Annotated in this window: 15 protein-coding genes; 9 read left to right on the forward strand and 6 right to left on the reverse strand. The window is 48.2% G+C overall.

From position 1 onward, the window contains the following. Positions 1–71: 71 nt before the first annotated feature. From C5O19_RS21100 to C5O19_RS21125, 6 genes are all read left to right on the forward strand, one after another. A complete protein-coding gene (locus C5O19_RS21100; protein ID WP_104715359.1) occupies positions 72–683 on the forward strand; it encodes a Crp/Fnr family transcriptional regulator in 612 nt (203 codons plus the stop codon). A gap of 55 nt (positions 684–738) precedes the next feature. After that, positions 739–1,656 carry a DUF4267 domain-containing protein gene (locus C5O19_RS21105; RefSeq protein ID WP_104715360.1) on the forward strand — a complete coding sequence of 306 codons (918 nt, stop codon included), beginning with the start codon at positions 739–741 and terminating at the stop codon, positions 1,654–1,656. A 211-nt stretch (positions 1,657–1,867) separates the two neighbouring features. Next, complete coding sequence (locus tag C5O19_RS21110; RefSeq protein ID WP_104715361.1) at positions 1,868–3,097, forward strand: multidrug effflux MFS transporter; 1,230 nt, start codon at positions 1,868–1,870, stop codon at positions 3,095–3,097. A gap of 61 nt (positions 3,098–3,158) precedes the next feature. Then, positions 3,159–3,479 (forward strand): Imm32 family immunity protein, encoded by a 321-nt coding sequence (locus C5O19_RS21115; protein ID WP_104715362.1) that lies wholly within the window; start codon positions 3,159–3,161, stop codon positions 3,477–3,479. A 71-nt stretch (positions 3,480–3,550) separates the two neighbouring features. Continuing rightward, complete coding sequence (locus tag C5O19_RS21120) at positions 3,551–4,429, forward strand: helix-turn-helix domain-containing protein (protein WP_104715363.1); 879 nt, start codon at positions 3,551–3,553, stop codon at positions 4,427–4,429. 90 nt (positions 4,430–4,519) lie between these two features. Then, positions 4,520–5,434, forward strand: coding sequence for an alpha/beta hydrolase (locus C5O19_RS21125; protein WP_104715364.1), 915 nt, complete (start codon positions 4,520–4,522; stop codon positions 5,432–5,434). 108 nt (positions 5,435–5,542) lie between these two features. On the opposite strand, the gene C5O19_RS21130 is transcribed toward C5O19_RS21125, so the two are convergent. Continuing rightward, positions 5,543–7,177 (reverse strand): alpha/beta fold hydrolase, encoded by a 1,635-nt coding sequence (locus C5O19_RS21130; RefSeq protein WP_165796085.1) that lies wholly within the window; start codon positions 7,175–7,177, stop codon positions 5,543–5,545. A gap of 178 nt (positions 7,178–7,355) precedes the next feature. Further along, positions 7,356–7,727: a hypothetical protein gene (locus C5O19_RS21135; RefSeq protein WP_104715366.1), complete on the reverse strand. Its 372-nt coding sequence runs from the start codon at positions 7,725–7,727 to the stop codon at positions 7,356–7,358. 204 nt (positions 7,728–7,931) lie between these two features. Here C5O19_RS21135 and C5O19_RS21140 point away from each other — a divergent pair, with 204 nt between their 5' ends. After that, positions 7,932–8,621, forward strand: a complete 690-nt coding sequence (locus tag C5O19_RS21140; protein WP_104715367.1) for a DUF1949 domain-containing protein — start codon at positions 7,932–7,934, stop codon at positions 8,619–8,621. 656 nt (positions 8,622–9,277) lie between these two features. Here C5O19_RS21140 and C5O19_RS21145 read toward each other — a convergent pair. Beyond that, on the reverse strand, positions 9,278–10,597 hold the full coding sequence (locus C5O19_RS21145) for an MFS transporter (RefSeq protein ID WP_104715368.1): 1,320 nt from the start codon (positions 10,595–10,597) through the stop codon (positions 9,278–9,280). Positions 10,598–10,629: 32 nt separating this feature from the next. Continuing rightward, complete coding sequence (locus C5O19_RS21150; RefSeq protein ID WP_104715369.1) at positions 10,630–12,072, reverse strand: mannitol dehydrogenase family protein; 1,443 nt, start codon at positions 12,070–12,072, stop codon at positions 10,630–10,632. 923 nt (positions 12,073–12,995) lie between these two features. Between C5O19_RS21150 and C5O19_RS21155 the strand changes: the two genes are divergently transcribed. Further along, a complete protein-coding gene (locus tag C5O19_RS21155; RefSeq protein ID WP_104715370.1) occupies positions 12,996–13,874 on the forward strand; it encodes an SDR family NAD(P)-dependent oxidoreductase in 879 nt (292 codons plus the stop codon). 54 nt (positions 13,875–13,928) lie between these two features. After that, the gene (locus tag C5O19_RS21160) at positions 13,929–14,732 is read left to right on the forward strand and encodes a helix-turn-helix domain-containing protein (RefSeq protein WP_104715371.1); all 804 of its coding nucleotides are present in this window, start codon (positions 13,929–13,931) and stop codon (positions 14,730–14,732) included. 428 nt (positions 14,733–15,160) lie between these two features. Here the strand turns inward: C5O19_RS21160 and C5O19_RS21165 are convergent, their stop codons facing one another. Then, on the reverse strand, positions 15,161–16,171 hold the full coding sequence (locus C5O19_RS21165; RefSeq protein WP_104715372.1) for a PDDEXK nuclease domain-containing protein: 1,011 nt from the start codon (positions 16,169–16,171) through the stop codon (positions 15,161–15,163). Between the two features lie 74 nt (positions 16,172–16,245). Then, positions 16,246–16,371 carry a restriction endonuclease subunit S gene (locus C5O19_RS26560; RefSeq protein ID WP_207766515.1) on the reverse strand — a complete coding sequence of 42 codons (126 nt, stop codon included), beginning with the start codon at positions 16,369–16,371 and terminating at the stop codon, positions 16,246–16,248. Positions 16,372–16,377 lie beyond the last annotated feature (6 nt).

The following is a 16,377-nucleotide window of genomic DNA, read 5'->3' on the forward strand; positions in this document are numbered from 1 at the left end:
TGCTTCCTTTATAAGGCATTCCCAGGGAAATGTGGTACGATGGATCTAGTAGGCATTTAAACAGAAAACCGATGCGTGAGCCGCTGACTGCTCTTATTCAAACGATCCTTCAAACCGTACCACTCACTGAAGCCGATCGTACGCTGATTGGAACCTTATTCCAGCCCTGGTCACTGAAAAAGGGGGATTACTTCGTCCAGCAAGGACAGGTATGCCCCTGCGTTGGTTTCATTGATAGGGGCTTACTGCGGTATTTTGTCAATCAGGATGGCGACGAAAAGATTTATAGTTTCGGTTTGGAAAATGACTTTGTCTGCGACTACGAAAGCTTTCTTTCACAACGGCCCTGCCGCCGGGCCATTCAGGCTATCGAAGACACCTCGTTGATCATCATCTCTCCGGCGAACCTCCAACGTTTATTCACCGAATTGACCCATGGCGAACGCTTTGGCCGAATCGTGACCGAGCAGATTTACGTCCAGACGATGGGACAGCTCGTCTCTCTGTATACCGACTCTGCCGAGTCCCGTTATCAGGCCTTTCTAGAGCACTATCCAACCCTTTCAACCCGGATTACCCAATATCACATTGCTTCTTACGTAGGAGTCAAACCCCAGTCGTTAAGCCGGATTCGGGCCCGCTGGGCGGGTAAGCCTTATACCCGTCTTTCTTCACCTGAGTGAATGCAGGGGCCAACGAGGCTGATCAATTTTGTGAGGTACTTTAATACGCACAACAATGATCACCACGCAACGTATTCCGTCCCCGCTCCGATTGATTAGTCTCCTGCTTGGCTTAAGTATGCTTTTCATTGGTGGCCGCTTTTTACTGGCTCCCGAAGCCGGTGAAGTCGGTTTCGGCCTGCAGTATCAGCAGCCGAATTACGCATTCCACGCCATTAAGGGCATACGCGATATCTTTTCCGGCCTGATGATACTCCTGCTGGCCTGGTACCATTACCGCCAACCCCTCTTGCTAGCCTTTCTGGCCGGTTCGTTGATACCTCTGACGGATATGCTGATCGTCTGGGTTACGCCCGGCAGTAATCTTTGGGCCATGCTGATTCACGGCGGGACCGCACTCACCCTATGGATTCTTTGTTACTTCTTAGCACAGACTATACCTCCATTGAAGCCAAATTCGTCAGAACATGCTTCCGTTAAACGCCTTTCGTCCCTATCAGAAGGCAGCAATAGTATACTGGAATTACTGATCCTACCCGGCGAACATACACCCTGGCACTACCATGAATTATTTTCTGAAACATTTCAGATACTGAAAGGCGAATTAACCGTGGGTCGGGGTAAACAAACGCTTCTCTTACGTGAGGGACAAACGGCTACCATCGAGCTAGGGCAGAAGCACTTTTTTAGTAACACATCGGGAAAGGAATGTTTGATTCAAGTAACGGTTTCGCCCGGAAATCAGAACTTTGAGGAATCCCTGCTCATCTATAAGGGTTTGGCGAAGGATGGTTTCGCCAGCACGAGCGGAACGCCGAAAAAGCTATTGGATTTGGCCTTGTTCATCCATCTCAATGATTCACACATGATCGGCTTTTCCAAACTAGCAGAACCTTTCTTTCGTCTTCTAGCCAGTTATGCTACGCAACAAGGCCGATTAGCTAAACTTAAAGCGAACTATGCGATTAGCTAAGCCCTAGTATTCCATCCGTGCTAGTTACGTTGAGCATTTTTGAACTGGGTTTTCGTATACTCATTTCAATTAGATATAAGTTCTATTTTGCGGGTATTGAATTATTAAAGCGAAATATTTGTATAACTCGTAGTCAGGCATCGCTTCATACTTTCAATTTCTCCTGACTACCTGGTCTTCTCTTGTTACGCTAGTACTTCAATTTATTCCCATGTCTCGCAAAACGTATGTTTTCCTAATCCTAATTTTAGGTAGCCTCACGGCATTAGGACCCTTTTCCATTGATATGTACCTGCCGGGCTTTCCGGCCATTGCTAAAGATCTGCATACCACGGCTGCGAAAGTTTCGCTTTCCCTGTCCGGATTTTTTATTGGCATCTCCCTCGGGCAGTTGCTGTATGGGCCTTTACTTGATCGGTTTGGGCGTAAAAAACCCTTGTACGTTGGACTGGTGATCTACATCCTGGCTTCGGTGGGCTGTGCGTATACGGAGAGTATCGATAGTCTGATTTTCATGCGGGTCATTCAGGCCATTGGTAGTTGTGCGGCTTCGGTTGCTTCCATTGCCATGGTCCGCGATTTGTTCCCGGTAAAGGACAACGCCAAAGTCTTTTCACTACTCCTGCTGGTGGTAGGTGCTTCCCCCATGATTGCCCCTACGGTCGGTGGTTACGTCACTTCGGTATTTGGCTGGGAGATGGTATTTATGATCCTGATGGGGATGGGACTGCTGATTTTACTGGCCGTTTTCCTGTGGTTACCCGATAGTTACCAGCCCGACTCCTCCATTTCCCTGAAGCCGAAACCCATTCTGCAAAACTTCTGGAAGGTCTTACGGGAACCTCAGTTTTATACCTATGCCTTCACCGGAGCCATTGCCTTTGCCGGACTCTTTGCCTACGTTTCTGGTTCGCCCATTTTATTTATGGAAGTCTTTCATACTGATGAAAAGGTATACGGCTGGATCTTTGCCTTTCTTTCCGTGGGCTTTATTGGATCAAGCCAAGTCAATACATTAGTGCTGAATAGATACAAGAGCGAACAAATTGTCAGGGTAGCCCTGATGAGTCAGGTGCTTATCGCTCTTACCTTTTTAGTGGTAGCCTTGAATGGATGGCTGACGTTGCCCATTACGCTTGTTTTTCTATTCCTGTTTCTAAGCTGTATTGGTTTTACGAATCCCAATGCTTCCGCCTTGTCATTAGCCCCTTTCGCTAAAAATGCGGGTAGTGCCTCAGCATTAATGGGAGCCGTGCAAATGGGCATGGGAACCCTGATCTCGGTGTTGATGAGCCAGTTTGAAGAACCCTCGGCCTTACCGATGGTAGCTGCTATGGCGGGTTCTGCCAGTCTCGCCCTGCTTGTGTTACTGGTGGGTAAGAAAACCATTAAACAGCAAGTGGAAGTGCAACAGGACGCGGAAGCAGCCTTTTTACATTAATATTGACTCTTGCTTTACGCAACCAAACGGCTAGTGCGGTGTTCACTTTAAAAACTTTCTCATGCAAAAATCCGAAATTAAAGGACATCTGGACCTGATAGTAATTGATCCAGAAGACAACGCTGAAGAAGAGCGTACGCACGGGCTGCAGATCCTGATTCATGGGGATTCAGCGGGCTTGCAATCGTTGGGTCAACTCCTGCTTCAGTTGGCCGAATTGGATCAGAACCAAGAGAGCGACCTTCCCGAGGAAGCCAGAATACACCTGCACCTAATTCCTAACGTCGATCTAAGTAAAAGCTCTTCGGAGGTGATCATAGGTAGACTCGATGCTAAGGGTACGGGTGAATTTTATGCCCGGTATACCCCAAAAGATCAATAAATGTTCTCCATCCATTGGCAACACTCTATTCACTTGCCATCAAGGATGATGGATCCTTGTCACTGCACACGATGAAAGCTGAACCTAAGGTCAAGCGATTACAGCCGCTGGATTTAAAGCTAAAGGGCTTTAGAATGTACGAGGTGCATCCGTCTTCACCGGGGATACCTGACTATTCGCGTCGAGACTTTTATAAAATATGCCTTTTCAGTGGGGATAGTCTGGTGCATTATGCTGACAAAACTTTGTTCGTTCGACAGCATAGTTTATTTTTCGCTACCCCGCAAATTCCATATTCCTGGGAGATTGAATCCACTCAGTATACGAGCTTTACCTGTCTGTTTACTGAAAATTTTATTAAAGGCAGTGATCGGAGCAAAAGTCTCCAGGAATCGCCCTTTTTTAAAGTAGGGGGTTCCCCTTTGTTCACCCTCGACGATCAGGCGTATACGCGCGTAAAAGTCCTTTTTCAGCAAATGCTGGAAGAACAGGATTCCAGCTATGTTTACCAGGATGAATTGATCCGTAACTACCTGAATCTGATCGTCCATCAGGCTCATAAGTTACAACCCGTTCCCGGCAGTACGGTAGCCGGAAACGCCGCTTCCCGGATTTCCACTTTATTTTTGGACTTGCTCGAACGGCAGTTTCCCATCGATAACCGACAGCAGCAGCTTTTGCTTAAAAATCCCCAGGATTTCGCCCAGCGACTCAACATTCACGTTAACCACCTCAATCGCTCCGTTAAGCAAATCACGGGGCAATCCACCCGGGATCACATTGCCGAGCGAATCCTTGCCGAGGCCCGAGCCCTACTGCTGCACACGGATTGGCCTATCGCCGACATTGCCTTTGCTCTGGGCTTTGATTACGCCAACTACTTCATTCAATGTTTTAAGCGAATGCAGGGCGTCACGCCTCATGCGTTTCGAACGGCTGCCGTGGTTTGATTTGTATCGTTTTCTGTTTGCTATCCTTCTTTTTAGGGGGTTTCGATTGGTGAACTTTGCCCGTCTATTGACAGCTAACGCAAACCGATCATGATTCAGGAAGTAACATTTAAACACAAAACCTGGCAACTAGCGGGCCATCTTCACGTGCCCGAAGCTTTTGATGAGCGTCAGTCGTATGCGGCCATCGTTTGTGTTCACCCCGGCAGTAGCGTAAAGGAGCAAACCGCAGGGCTTTACGCGGCCAAATTAGCCCAGGCGGGATTCATCGCTCTAGCTTTTGACGCCTCCTTTCAGGGAGCAAGTGGTGGCGGACCCCGTCACCTGGAAGATCCGGCTACCCGGGTGGAGGACATTCGCTGTGCGGTCGATTATCTCACCACGCTTGCCTTCGTTGATCGGAATCGAATTGGAATTCTAGGCATCTGTGCGGGTGGTACGTACGCAGCGAATGCCGCGTTAACGGAACGCAGGTTCAGAGCCGTGGGAGTCGTCGTTCCGGGCAATTTCGCCCGGGTATATCACGAACAGGGGAATGCGATTGAGATTCTTGAAGCCGTAAGCCAGCAAAGAACGGCTGAAGCCAACGGAGCAGAAGCCTTGATTACTCCTTGGATTCCCCATACGCCCGAAGAAGCCAGGCAGGCCGGAGCCACAGAGATGGATCTACTCCAGGCGGTGGACTATTACCGGACGCCCCGCGGACAACATCCCAATTCGGACAACAAACTTCTGTATACAGGCATCAGCATAGCCCTTGTTTTTGATGCCTTCCACCTAGCCGATCAGTTACTGACACAGCCCTTATGCATTGTGGTAGGTGACAAAGTCGGTGGCTTTGGTTCGTATCGGGACGGTTTTGAACTTTACAATAAAGCGGCCTCTACCTCTAAAAAGATTCATGTGGTGGCTGGAGCCGGCCATTACGATCTGTACGATGATCCAAAGGCTACGGGTGAGGCTCTTGAACAGCTTATTCCCTTTTTCCGCAACAATTTGGTATAACTAAAAAAGAAGCGAGTACGGTCTACGAAGATTGTACTCGCTTCTAAATATTCAGGGGTATGTACTTTAGCTAAGTTCCGAAAATTTTCAAATCGTCATTGCCTACGCTTATTCACCTAAAAAGGAAAGTACTAGCTGATTGAGTTTTGGGGCTTGCTCAAAAGGCAAATAATGGGTAGCATCCGGGAAAATTTCCAGTCGGGCGTTGTTGATCAGTTTCTGCATCAGCTGGCTATGCGATTCTAGTATAACGTCGTTCTGACCCGCAATGAGCAATACGGGACTGGTAATTTTCTGAAGGTCCGCCGCCGTCAACTGCGGCTGGGTAAGCATCAAGCGAAGCAGGCGGTGATCCCCGGAGTCCTGCTTTAGCTGATTTTTAAACATCGTCAGTACTTCTTCTTTGATTCCATCGGGCGAAACATTGGCCCCAATGGCAATCACTTTCCCTACTTTTTCGGGATAGCTTCGGGCAAAAGACAGACCCGTATTTCCACCGTCGCTCCACCCCAGGATGTGTACTTTGGGGAGGTTTAATTGGGCCATCAGTTTGCAAAGATCGCTGGCGAAGGTGTCGTACGTATAGTCAGCGGGAGACCGATTCGTACTTTTCCCCTGTCCTCGCGTATCCAAAGCAATCACCCGATACTGTTTGGACAAAGCCGGAATTTGCTGGTAAAAATCGGCCATACTCCCGTTGTTCCCGTGCAATAAGACCAGTGGTTCTCCTTGACCATAGATTTCATAGTACAGCTTGGCATCTCCCAGATCCGCATAAGTTCCACTGGAATCCTGCCCGTAGCGAGTCTTTTTTGCTGCTTCGTGATGTTGGTATACCTGCAGCATGGTACGGGTCATTGCGTCCGGCTCTTCCGAAGGTTCGGCCGAACGGTCGGCTGGCGTTTCCGTCGTATGTTTCGCGTAACTAACGGCCACATGGGCAATAAAAGTACCGGCATGTTTTTCCCAATTCCCCTGACTTTGATAGCGGAACAGTAACTGGTTCGCGAGCGATTTTTTAGCCGATAATCCAAAGATGAAGTTATCCTGAGCGGAGGCCGTATACTGAACGAGTTGCAGGGTAAAGGCAACTTTCCCCGTCCGGGTTGCTCTGAGCTGGTAGCTGGAAAGGTCGATCGTTTGCCAGCCAGTAGTTGTGGTTTTGTACAGGATCGGTGTCTGCTGTAAAGATTGGCTCGGGGTACCGTTCGAAGCCTCGTAAATATTGAGCTTCAGGGTAATTTCGGCGTACTTTGAACTCGGCATGATGTAAAAATTGAAGGCATTCAGCCAGGCCTCCGGCGGAACAGTCAGCAACATCCCCTGCTCAACGGCAGGAGCGTGCTGATCGAACATCCTCGAAAACGTCAACATGGGACGTGACTTTTCGCCCACTACTTTCGCTTTGTTTTTTTGGGCTGAAACGACCAGCGTTTGAAGCACCCGGGCATTCGGCTCTAAAACCACGACCGATTCGCGTCCGGCGGGAAAAGGGGCGATGGCCTTATCGTGGTAGCCTACGGCACTAAAAATGACTTCAGCATTACGTAAGGAATCAGCAAGGGTCAGTTTAAAATGGCCCTGCTCATCGGCTAAGGTCCCAATCGACGTACGTCGGATCCCAATGGCACAATACGGAATGCCTTCACCCGCCTGATTCACTACTCGACCCGTCAGATTCGTCTGAGCGAACGATGGGTAATACCACAAACTAAGAAAAAGAAGGAAGATACTATTTTTCATACCATTCATACTTGCCAAACGAACGAGTCATTACTGAAGCTTTTGGTGAACAAAAATTTCAGTAATGACTGCTTGCTGGCCTCTACTCCAGGCTGAGTAATCCAGGAAAGCTCCTTTGGAAGCGAAAAAGCTTGTATTAAATGAATCAATCAGGCCATTATGTACTGGAAACTAACTTTTATTTATCAGTATCTACAAACCTGACATCTACTGCTCCAGAAGCCTGCTTCCCTTTGATGGTCACCTTATACTCGGCTCCTTTCTGATTCACCAGATGGATTCGCTTTTCTTCCAGCGAATCAATTTTTTTATTGAGAATAACTGAGGAAGGCGACTGGATGGAAGCCTCTAATTCACCCCCCGTTTCCTTGAATTGGTACGCGAGATAGGTATCATTATCCGGTACCCGGAGCGTAAAGTTTTGCGTACCGTTTAGTTCTTTGAATTCTGCCTGGGTCCGTTCAGGGGTAGAAGAGCCTTGCCAGTTTTTAGTGGAAGTGCAAGAATTCAATAGCAAGGCAATGGTAGCGTATACAAGAAATCGTTTCATCGCGAAGGCCGTTAAACGGGTTTAAGTACGGATTCAGTTACGTTCAAGAGATGAAGAACTTCCTCTTAACGTTGCATCCGCCTCTGACAGCTGCCTTGTTTTTTACGATCCCTTGCGTACCATTCCGATAAAAATCAGGCGGCGTCTTACAACGTAAAGCAGACAATCAGGGTCTTAGAGAAAATCTTTAAACCAATGTTCCGTATGCGACTTTTTTCGACCGGCATTTCTTTATTTGTTCTGTTTACTCTGATGGCTTGCTCAAAAGAGCAGCTGGAACCCGTAATCGTAGATCCTCCCGTTCCAATCACAGTCAAGCTCGTCGCCCGTGATACCATTCGGCAGGGGAGTTATGAGGGAGTGGAAATTCATAGTTTTGTCGATGAAGCTTATACGGTTCTTGAGCAGCATCGGCAGCAAAAGTCCGTGACTTATCTCAGTGCAGTCAATACGTATTTCTCCGATCTTACCGACTTAAAAAATCGCCTTCGCCAGTTTGATTGGCTGACGCTGGATGAATCATACGACACGGATTCTGGCGTACAGATTGAACTAGCCGCGGGTAAGGTCAAAAGCCTGACGCTCAATAATCGCCGCTCCTTAAGCCAATGGCCCGAGGCGATCGACTCCAAAAGTGCTCTCCAAGTGGGTGACACCCCCGAACAATTGTACAGCAAACTGGTGGAGCTAAGTAAAAAACCGGCTTATGCCACTAAATTTCAGAAGATGGTACTTACCTCCCGCTACAGCTATGCTATCTACGATCCCGTTAAGGCCCGTCTACCCTGGACCTTGGTTTATCCAAAAGATAACCGCTCGTTTGATCAGGTACAAATTCATTTCCAGGATAAGCAGGTAGCTTTTATTACCGTAGAGCGGTTTGAACCCCTATAGTCTCTCGGAAAGCTTTCGGGAGGCTCATTCACGCTATTGAAAGTCAGGCTTCCGAAAGCTTTAAATGCATGTATTCATCCTGCCCACCTTTCAACGATTGAAGCACCCGGCGAAAGTGATTTATTCTTGCCTGTGCAGTCTTACTCTTTCGTTAACGTAATTACTCCTTCAAGACTTGATCAGAAGCCACTCCAAAGCGGCGACTGTAGACAGGATGACCGTTTTTGTAAATAGCGAAAGCCCCCCTTACCGGGTTATGATGCTCTATATAATCAAAAAAGGCATTTAACTTTTGTAGGTTCGATGGCTGTGCCCGAAGACACCAAGGAGCCACTACGAAGGCAAAGATTAAGATTGATTTCACAGAGAAAAAGTCAGCTGAAATAAAGGAAGCGTTTGAGTCAAAGATCCTACAAGACCCACTTGATTCAGTGGAATAAAGATATTTGGATCAGCCAGGAGGTTGCGTATACGTAAAAAGTAATTTTACGGAGGATTTGTCACCTCGTTAGGAGGTAGCGATGGCAACCCACTTCTTACTCATTAAGCTATTTAAAGTTCATTAAGTTGAACGCTGCCTTACACGGGTATCAGCAAAGGGAGCTTTGCTATACTACACTTCTACGCTGTGGCAGGAGATCTACTACCCCCGATTCTCAATTCAGCTGATCCGGCTCCCGGATTCGGTACCCGAATACGGCATACGCCAGCATCACCAACTCACACAAAACGGTAAGCGACCAGGTCCAACGCCAAGAGCCGAAAAGATCGGCTAATCCGCCCTGAATTAGCGTAAAAACGGCTCCACCAAAGACGGCGGAAATAAATACGCCGGACGCTTTCGAGGTATATTTCTGTAATCCCCGGATCGAGAGCGAATAAATACAGCTCCACATGGACGAGTGTAACAGACCAATAGCTACTAAAAACCAAAGGTTTTGGGCAACCATGGCGAAAACGGCCAGTAGCGTCGCCAGAACCGTAGTGACGATCAGTTGCGTTCGGGCCGAAATGGTGGTGAAAAAGCTGGAGATAGCCCTCCCTACTAAAAATCCTCCCCAGTAAAGCGTAGAAAGCAGGGCGTGAATACCCAAATCCAGTCCGGCAATGGTCAGATCGGTTCGACCAAAAAACGTAATGGGATGACCGGAATCCATGAGTTCAAAGGCATACAGGTTGATATTGGCACCGATGGCTACTTCCGTTCCCACGTAGAAAAAAATAGCCGCGACTCCCAAGACAAAGTGGCGGAACGACCAAATGCTTCGTTCCAATTTTTCGGTGGATCCGGCTCGGGTGTTTTCCAGGTCGGGAATGTGAAGGCGACTGGTAATCAGAATTACCGACAGGATAGTAAATATCAACAAACTCAGGGGCAATAACAATTGATGAATCTGAATCCGATCAATGGGAATTCCACTGAACATAACCACGGTTACAAAAAAAGGAGCTGACGTCGTACCGATGGAATTAATGGCCGTTGTAATGTTCAACCGCTGAACGGGCTGGGTTCCCCGTAACGGGTAAGACGCTACGTAAGGATTGACCACCACCTGGACTACTGCCGCCGAAGTGCCCATTAGATAGGAACCCAGCAGAAAAATAAGGTAGCCGGTCGGAATTTGAGCATCGGTCACGCTAAAGGTCAGATCAGGAAACTGATCACTTACCAGCGAAGAAGTGAAATACATGAGCAAACCCGCGATGGTAAATCCCAGCCCCCGCAGGATCGTCTTTTGATACCCCACGGCATTCACCCACCGACTGCCCAGCGTCCCATTGATCAGGTATCCAGAAAAGAAGAAAAAGGAAATGAGCGTCGTTAGTGTATTCCGTAAACTTCCGGCATCCGCCAACAAGGTAAATTTTAGCGGAGCCTGAAGCTGTTCGTTGATCGTAGTTAAGAATCCAATAATAAAATAAATGAAGGTAATGATTGCAAAGGGTACGATGCTGGGCTGAGATTTAGATTCCATACCTTGTCGAGCTAGAATGTCCGCGGGATGCTTTAGTGGAGAATCGAATCCAGAGTAACTTTTACCCCTTCACCCTGAATACGCTTGGCAAATGCCCGATACGGTCCGACAAAGTCCTTAACCGACTCAAGGTTCAGGCTTTGAAAAGCAGAAAGGGCTAAGAACTCAACCGGATCCTCGCTCGCAATAACCCGCTCATCTTCGGACGTCAGCCAGGGTTCGGCTATGGCAAAAGCCTCCCCGCTATCATCCGTTTTATATTTGAGGTAATGTCGATAAGAAGCGAATAGAAAGGCTAGCCGCGTCAGATCTTTCTGATCCCGAATCATGTGAGCCAAGTTGGGCAGGATATACACGGGGAATTTGGAAATACCATCGAAACACAGTCGACTTAGCTGGTCACTGACCGACCGATTGGCAAAACGCTCCACCAGCGTTTGTTTGTACAGCTCCAGATTGGTATTCCCGGGTGCAGGAACGTAAGGCGTGACGTCCCTATCCATAAAATTCTGAACAAACTGGACGAAGACCGGATCATGCATGGCATCGTCTACTTTACGGTACCCGGCTAAAAAGGCCGGATAGGACAACAAGGTATGCGAAGCATTCAGCAGGCTAAGCTTCATAGTTTCGTAGGCACTCACATCCTCGGTAAATTCAACCCCTGCCCGTTCCCAGGCGGGTCGGCCCCCAACAAAGTTATCTTCAATGACCCACTGACTAAAGTCCTCACAGTACACGGGTACCTGATCATTCAACCCACTTCGGGCATTGAGCCGCTGGACGTCTTCGGGTAAGGTAACCGGGGTAATTCGGTCCACCATACTGCTGGGAAACGTCACGTGGCTTTTCACCCATTCGGCCAGCGAAGCATCCTGGGCTTCGATGAAACTTAGAAAGGCCTTCCGGGTTGTATGTCCGTTATGTTGCAGGTTGTCGCAGGATAGAATCGTCAGGCCCTGATGACCAGCCGCCTTACGCCTGCGTAGTCCTTCCGCAACAAACCCAAAAACGGTCTGGGGCTGAGTCGGAAACGCTAGGTCGTGTTTGACCCCTTCGTGCTCAAAATTAAAGGCCTGCGTCGCCTTATCCAGATTATAACCTCCTTCGGTAATCGTCAGTGTAAGGATGTGAATGGCTTCATCGGCCATTTTATTAAGTACTGCCTCCGGGTCTGAAACACCCCAGATCACTTCGATTAAAGACCCCATGACATACACTTGGTCCTGGCCCTCGCGTCCGCAGACGGTGAGTGAATATTCGCCCTTTTGTTGGGTTAACTTACCAACCAGGGTCTCATCCGAGGGTAGCAGGGCAACGCCGCAAATGCCCCAATGCCGCTGATCGGGCGACTCAAGAACCTGATGGGTATAAAACTCCTGATGGGCCCGGTGGAAGTTTCCTACGCCGATGTGCAGAATACCCGCCTGGATGTCCCGGCGGTCATAGCGGTACGAAATAACAGAGGTATGCATACGTGTGTTTTAGGTAGGATTCGTCAGTAGTATGCTAAAAACCGTATTCCATCCCAACGTAAGAAGGCCGGTAATTCTTAAAATCCTACCTTAGGAGATATATTGATGCATCGATGGGACGTCCTAGCCGTAAAGAGAATACCGTTCTTTTAACCCGGAAACGAGCCTGCCGGGCTTAGCTATCCACGATTCATTCCCTTTTTTCGGTGCAAATGTCCCCAGGCTACGAGGGCAGAAAGCACTTCCGCCAACGTTTCCGTATGGGCAGTTACTACGTATTTTACCAAAGGGGAAAGGTGCGGATACGCAGAGTCCTTATGTACCTCGTTTCATCCCATTAACCAGATCTGAGCTCGTCTTATGCCCCTTCATTACAAAGCTATTAAGTGGTATTTCCCGCCGACCTGTTCATCACAGCTACCCGAAGTCGAAGCGTTCAAGCAATCCTGAAGGCGCCTGAGATTCGATGAGTCACTGACTTAAGCCATAGGGGGTATGCAAGAGGCGGTTCAAAAAGGAAACGACGAACTAGTAAGCCCGGATTTAGATGAGGTCTTAGGTCGTAAACCAAAAACGGTGGAAACTTACCTCCATACCTTTTGCAGCCCAGCCTCAGAAAACAGGGATGGAAAGAGCCGGCTTCATGGCTTTCCCCAGGTTTTCATAACGCTGGAGAACGCCCAATACCACCGACCTTACCGGGAGCACCAGCCTCGAAGCAGGACACCCCTATAGGTCTGACCCAGACCTTGACCTTAGCCTGGCGCCCTATGCTTGAAGTGATCGGTTGCCAGATGCTTTCGTACGGGCATGTACCCTTCTACCCAGCCGTTTGAACAAATGAAAATAGGACGTTTGAACAAAGCCCCAAAATCAGCTACCCGCTACTTTTGTCCGCCGAAGGTAATAAACACTAATCAACCATGAAAGAACTGAAAAATGTACTCATTACCGGTGCTGCGGGTGGCTTTGGCGGCGTTATTATTGAAGCTTTACGTAAGGAAGGCTATACCGTAACCGGCGCAATGCGAGATAGTAATGGCCGCAATAAAGCGGTGGCTGAAACCTTACGCAGCCAGGGAGTAACGATCGTTGAAATCGATGTAACCCGTGATGAAAGCGTGGCATTGGGCGTGCAGCAGGCAGCAGCACACATGGGAAGTATTGATATTCTGATCAATAACGCAGGCTTGGGCGCGGGCGGGATTCAGGAAGGATTTACGGCCGATGATTGGAAAAAAGTGTTTGACGTGAACGTGTTCGGTGTCCAACGCATGACGCGGGCGGTCTTGCCCTATATGAAACAGCGGCAGCGCGGGCTTTTAATTCTGATTTCGAGTCTGAGTGCCCGGCTTTCTGTACCTTTTCAGGGTCCTTACAGTCCTTCCAAATGGGCGGCTGAAGCATTAGCCGAAAGCTATCGCCTGGAAGTATCCCATTTGGGTATTGAAACCTGCATTATTGAGCCGGGTGGGTTCCCTACGGCGTTCATCGGTTCTTTGTTGCAACCTAGCGATCAGGAACGCGCGTTGGATTACGGAGCCATTAATCAATTGCCGGCCACCTTACTAGCCTCCTTAAAAGGGGTGTTTGAAGCCAACCCCGAGCAACGGCCTGAATTAGTTGCCGAAGCCCTGGTGAATCTGCTCAAATTGCCGCACGGCAAGCGTCCTGTGCGCACGGAAGTAGACCGCATGTTTATGGGTGATCTGGTTGCTCCCTTGAATGAACAACTGGAAAAAGCGAACGAAAAAGTGTACGAGGCCTTTCAGATGAGTCACTTAATGCACGTAAAAAATTAGGAAAGTGAACCAACGAACGTTGGTTCACTTTCCTAATTTTTGTAAATTGAATCGATGGAAAAGCGGTTAAAAGATCCGGCGGCGGAAGTAGTACTGGCTTGTTTGGAAGAAAAATATTTGAAAAATGAAGTCTTACTAGAAGATCATTGCTTCGTTCGGATCCTCTCGGGTGAGTTGAAAATCATTCAAACCAATTCCCGCCAGGTTTTTGGACCCGGTGCTACCATCCTGCTGCCCCGACGTCAACTTTCAACGGTGATTCAGTACCCGAAAGATAATCAGGCCTATAAGTGCGTGCTTATTATTCTTAGGAATGAACGACTCAAAGAATACTATTCCCGAAATCCTGCGGTTGAAAGAAATGAACGTTCGTCAGCATTGATAGCTTATGAGCACCATCCCCTATTGGAGAGTTACTTTGCTTCTTTAGAGCCCTATCTGGAATGGAGGCAGGAATGGCCGGAAAAGCTAATCGCGTTGAAAATCGAGGAAGTACTAACGATTTTACGTACCATTGATGCAGGGATCGATGCTTTTTTAGCCGATTTTTCAGAACCGGGCAAAATTGATCTTGCTTCGTTTATGGAGCATAATTACAGGTTTAATATGCCTTTGGAAAAATTTAGCCATCTGACGGGAAGAAGCCTGACAACCTTTAAGCGTGATTTTCAAAAAATATATAAAACTACTCCCCAGCGCTGGCTCACGCAGAAACGGTTGCAGTTGGCCTATTTTCTACTTTCAGAAAGCAAACAAAAACCCGTAGAGGTTTACCGGGAAGTAGGTTTTGAAAACTTGTCGCATTTTTCGTATGCTTTCAAGAAACAGTTTGGGTATGCTCCCAAAACCTTAGGATAGCTGCCCTGACCTCCCGTCGATCCAGCGCTGGAAATACGCGTTGCTCGCGTTTATTTTTGCTTAGTTTAGCCCACAGCCATTTGGCAGGGACAGCCTGTCATTTCGCTTCCCTATACGCCGCTTCTTCAGGCTTCGGCCCAATTTGAGAGGGGCAATCCTCACTGTAATAAGTTATTATGTACCCGCTTGATTGACCTCTACCTCTTTACAGATCCGGCGTTTGTCCAGATCAGAGCCTGACAGACCTTCCCGGCCATTACCCTCCCGATCAAAAAACGTCACTAATGCCAGCTAATACCCAGGGTAGCAGTTGAAACCGCATTTTCCGCGGCGTAGCGTTCAGTCGTGATCTCATCTGGCCATTCCGAAGCGGAGGTATTCATAGGGGTAGTGCGGGACGGAGGGGTTATGTTATTAAACGGGTGCGTTTATACAACTGAGTTTTCTCCGTCGGCTTCCTCTGTCAGCGTATCCAGAATTTCCTGCCATTTGGCCTGTAGCAGGCGTTTATCGGGGAGCTTGGTCTGATAATCGGCGACTAGCGTGGGCGACAGACTTCTATTAAGGGCGTATTCCACAACGGTATCGTTCTTTCCCTTACAGAGTAAAATGCCAATTGAGGGGTTTTCGTGCGGCTTACGGACGTCCCGATCCAATGCTTCCAGATAGAAATTGAGCTGACCGAGGTGTTCGGGCTTAAAACGTTCAACCTTTAATTCGATGGCAACCAGACAATTCATCGTTCGGTTGTAGAACAACAGATCGATGCGAAAATCCTGATCGCCTACCTGAAGGGGATACTCTTCGCCGATAAAGGCAAAATCCCGGCCAAACTCCAGCAGAAAACGGGTAATGTTCTGACTGATGCGTTTCCGCAACTCTCCTTCCAGATGCAACTCGGGCAGTTGCAAAAATTCCAGTACGTAGGTGTCTTTGAGCGAGTCGGTCAGGCTTTGCGGTAATTCTCGCACCACTGGTGCGAGTTTTTGAGTACCCAACATCACCCGTTCGTAATACGAGCTGGTAATCTGACGACTGAGTTCCCGCTTGGAGTACCGTTCGCGAGCAGCCAGCCGCAGGTAAAATTCGCGTTCTTCGGGACTGGAACAGGGTAAAATCAGTAAATGATTCGTCCAACTCACTTCGCTCAGCAGCGAAGTGAGTTGCGGATAGGTCTGATAGGTTTCGTAAAACTGCTTCATCCGCCAGATATTCTGACTGGAAAAACCACTGAGCTGGGGCTCGGTCTGGAGGATGTATTCGGCCAGTTCTTTCACCACGGATTTACCCCAGCTTTTACTACTTACCTGCTGACTTACGTACTGCCCAATCTGCCAGTAGAGCTGCACTAGTTCATGATTCACCGCCAGAAAAGCCCGCTGCCGGGCCTCCCCGATCAGACGGGTAATGTGCTGAAACTGCGGTTCTACGTTCGTCATACCTATACAAATAAATAAAAAGAGAGCGATCTATACAAATAACTGTTATAACAAGCCTTTTTTCAAGCTTCGGCCTATTTAATCCAGGCGTGTTCTTTTTCTATTTTTTCGTCAATCGTGAATAGGAAATTGGCGATCTTGGTTTGTTCTTCTATACAAGGTAATATTATCGGAAAGCTCTTATACTCTTCTGCATTAATACCAGG

The sequence above is a fragment of the Siphonobacter curvatus genome (assembly GCF_002943425.1).
Lineage (GTDB): Bacteria > Bacteroidota > Bacteroidia > Cytophagales > Spirosomataceae > Siphonobacter > Siphonobacter curvatus.

Excerpts from the sequence above, each read along its gene's own strand:
- C5O19_RS21110 (WP_104715361.1), top strand. The coding sequence starts at position 1,868 with ATGTCTCGCAAAACGTATGTTTTCCTAATCCTAATTTTAGGTAGCCTC.
- C5O19_RS21165 (WP_104715372.1), bottom strand. The coding sequence starts at position 16,171 with ATGACGAACGTAGAACCGCAGTTTCAGCACATTACCCGTCTGATCGGG.
- C5O19_RS21150 (WP_104715369.1), bottom strand. The coding sequence starts at position 12,072 with ATGCATACCTCTGTTATTTCGTACCGCTATGACCGCCGGGACATCCAG.
- C5O19_RS21160 (WP_104715371.1), top strand. The coding sequence starts at position 13,929 with ATGGAAAAGCGGTTAAAAGATCCGGCGGCGGAAGTAGTACTGGCTTGT.
- C5O19_RS21140 (WP_104715367.1), top strand. The coding sequence starts at position 7,932 with ATGCGACTTTTTTCGACCGGCATTTCTTTATTTGTTCTGTTTACTCTG.
- C5O19_RS21130 (WP_165796085.1), bottom strand. The coding sequence starts at position 7,177 with ATGAAAAATAGTATCTTCCTTCTTTTTCTTAGTTTGTGGTATTACCCA.
- C5O19_RS21135 (WP_104715366.1), bottom strand. The coding sequence starts at position 7,727 with ATGAAACGATTTCTTGTATACGCTACCATTGCCTTGCTATTGAATTCT.
- C5O19_RS21100 (WP_104715359.1), top strand. The coding sequence starts at position 72 with ATGCGTGAGCCGCTGACTGCTCTTATTCAAACGATCCTTCAAACCGTA.
- C5O19_RS21115 (WP_104715362.1), top strand. The coding sequence starts at position 3,159 with ATGCAAAAATCCGAAATTAAAGGACATCTGGACCTGATAGTAATTGAT.
- C5O19_RS21105 (WP_104715360.1), top strand. The coding sequence starts at position 739 with ATGATCACCACGCAACGTATTCCGTCCCCGCTCCGATTGATTAGTCTC.
- C5O19_RS21125 (WP_104715364.1), top strand. The coding sequence starts at position 4,520 with ATGATTCAGGAAGTAACATTTAAACACAAAACCTGGCAACTAGCGGGC.
- C5O19_RS21120 (WP_104715363.1), top strand. The coding sequence starts at position 3,551 with ATGAAAGCTGAACCTAAGGTCAAGCGATTACAGCCGCTGGATTTAAAG.
- C5O19_RS21155 (WP_104715370.1), top strand. The coding sequence starts at position 12,996 with ATGAAAGAACTGAAAAATGTACTCATTACCGGTGCTGCGGGTGGCTTT.
- C5O19_RS21145 (WP_104715368.1), bottom strand. The coding sequence starts at position 10,597 with ATGGAATCTAAATCTCAGCCCAGCATCGTACCCTTTGCAATCATTACC.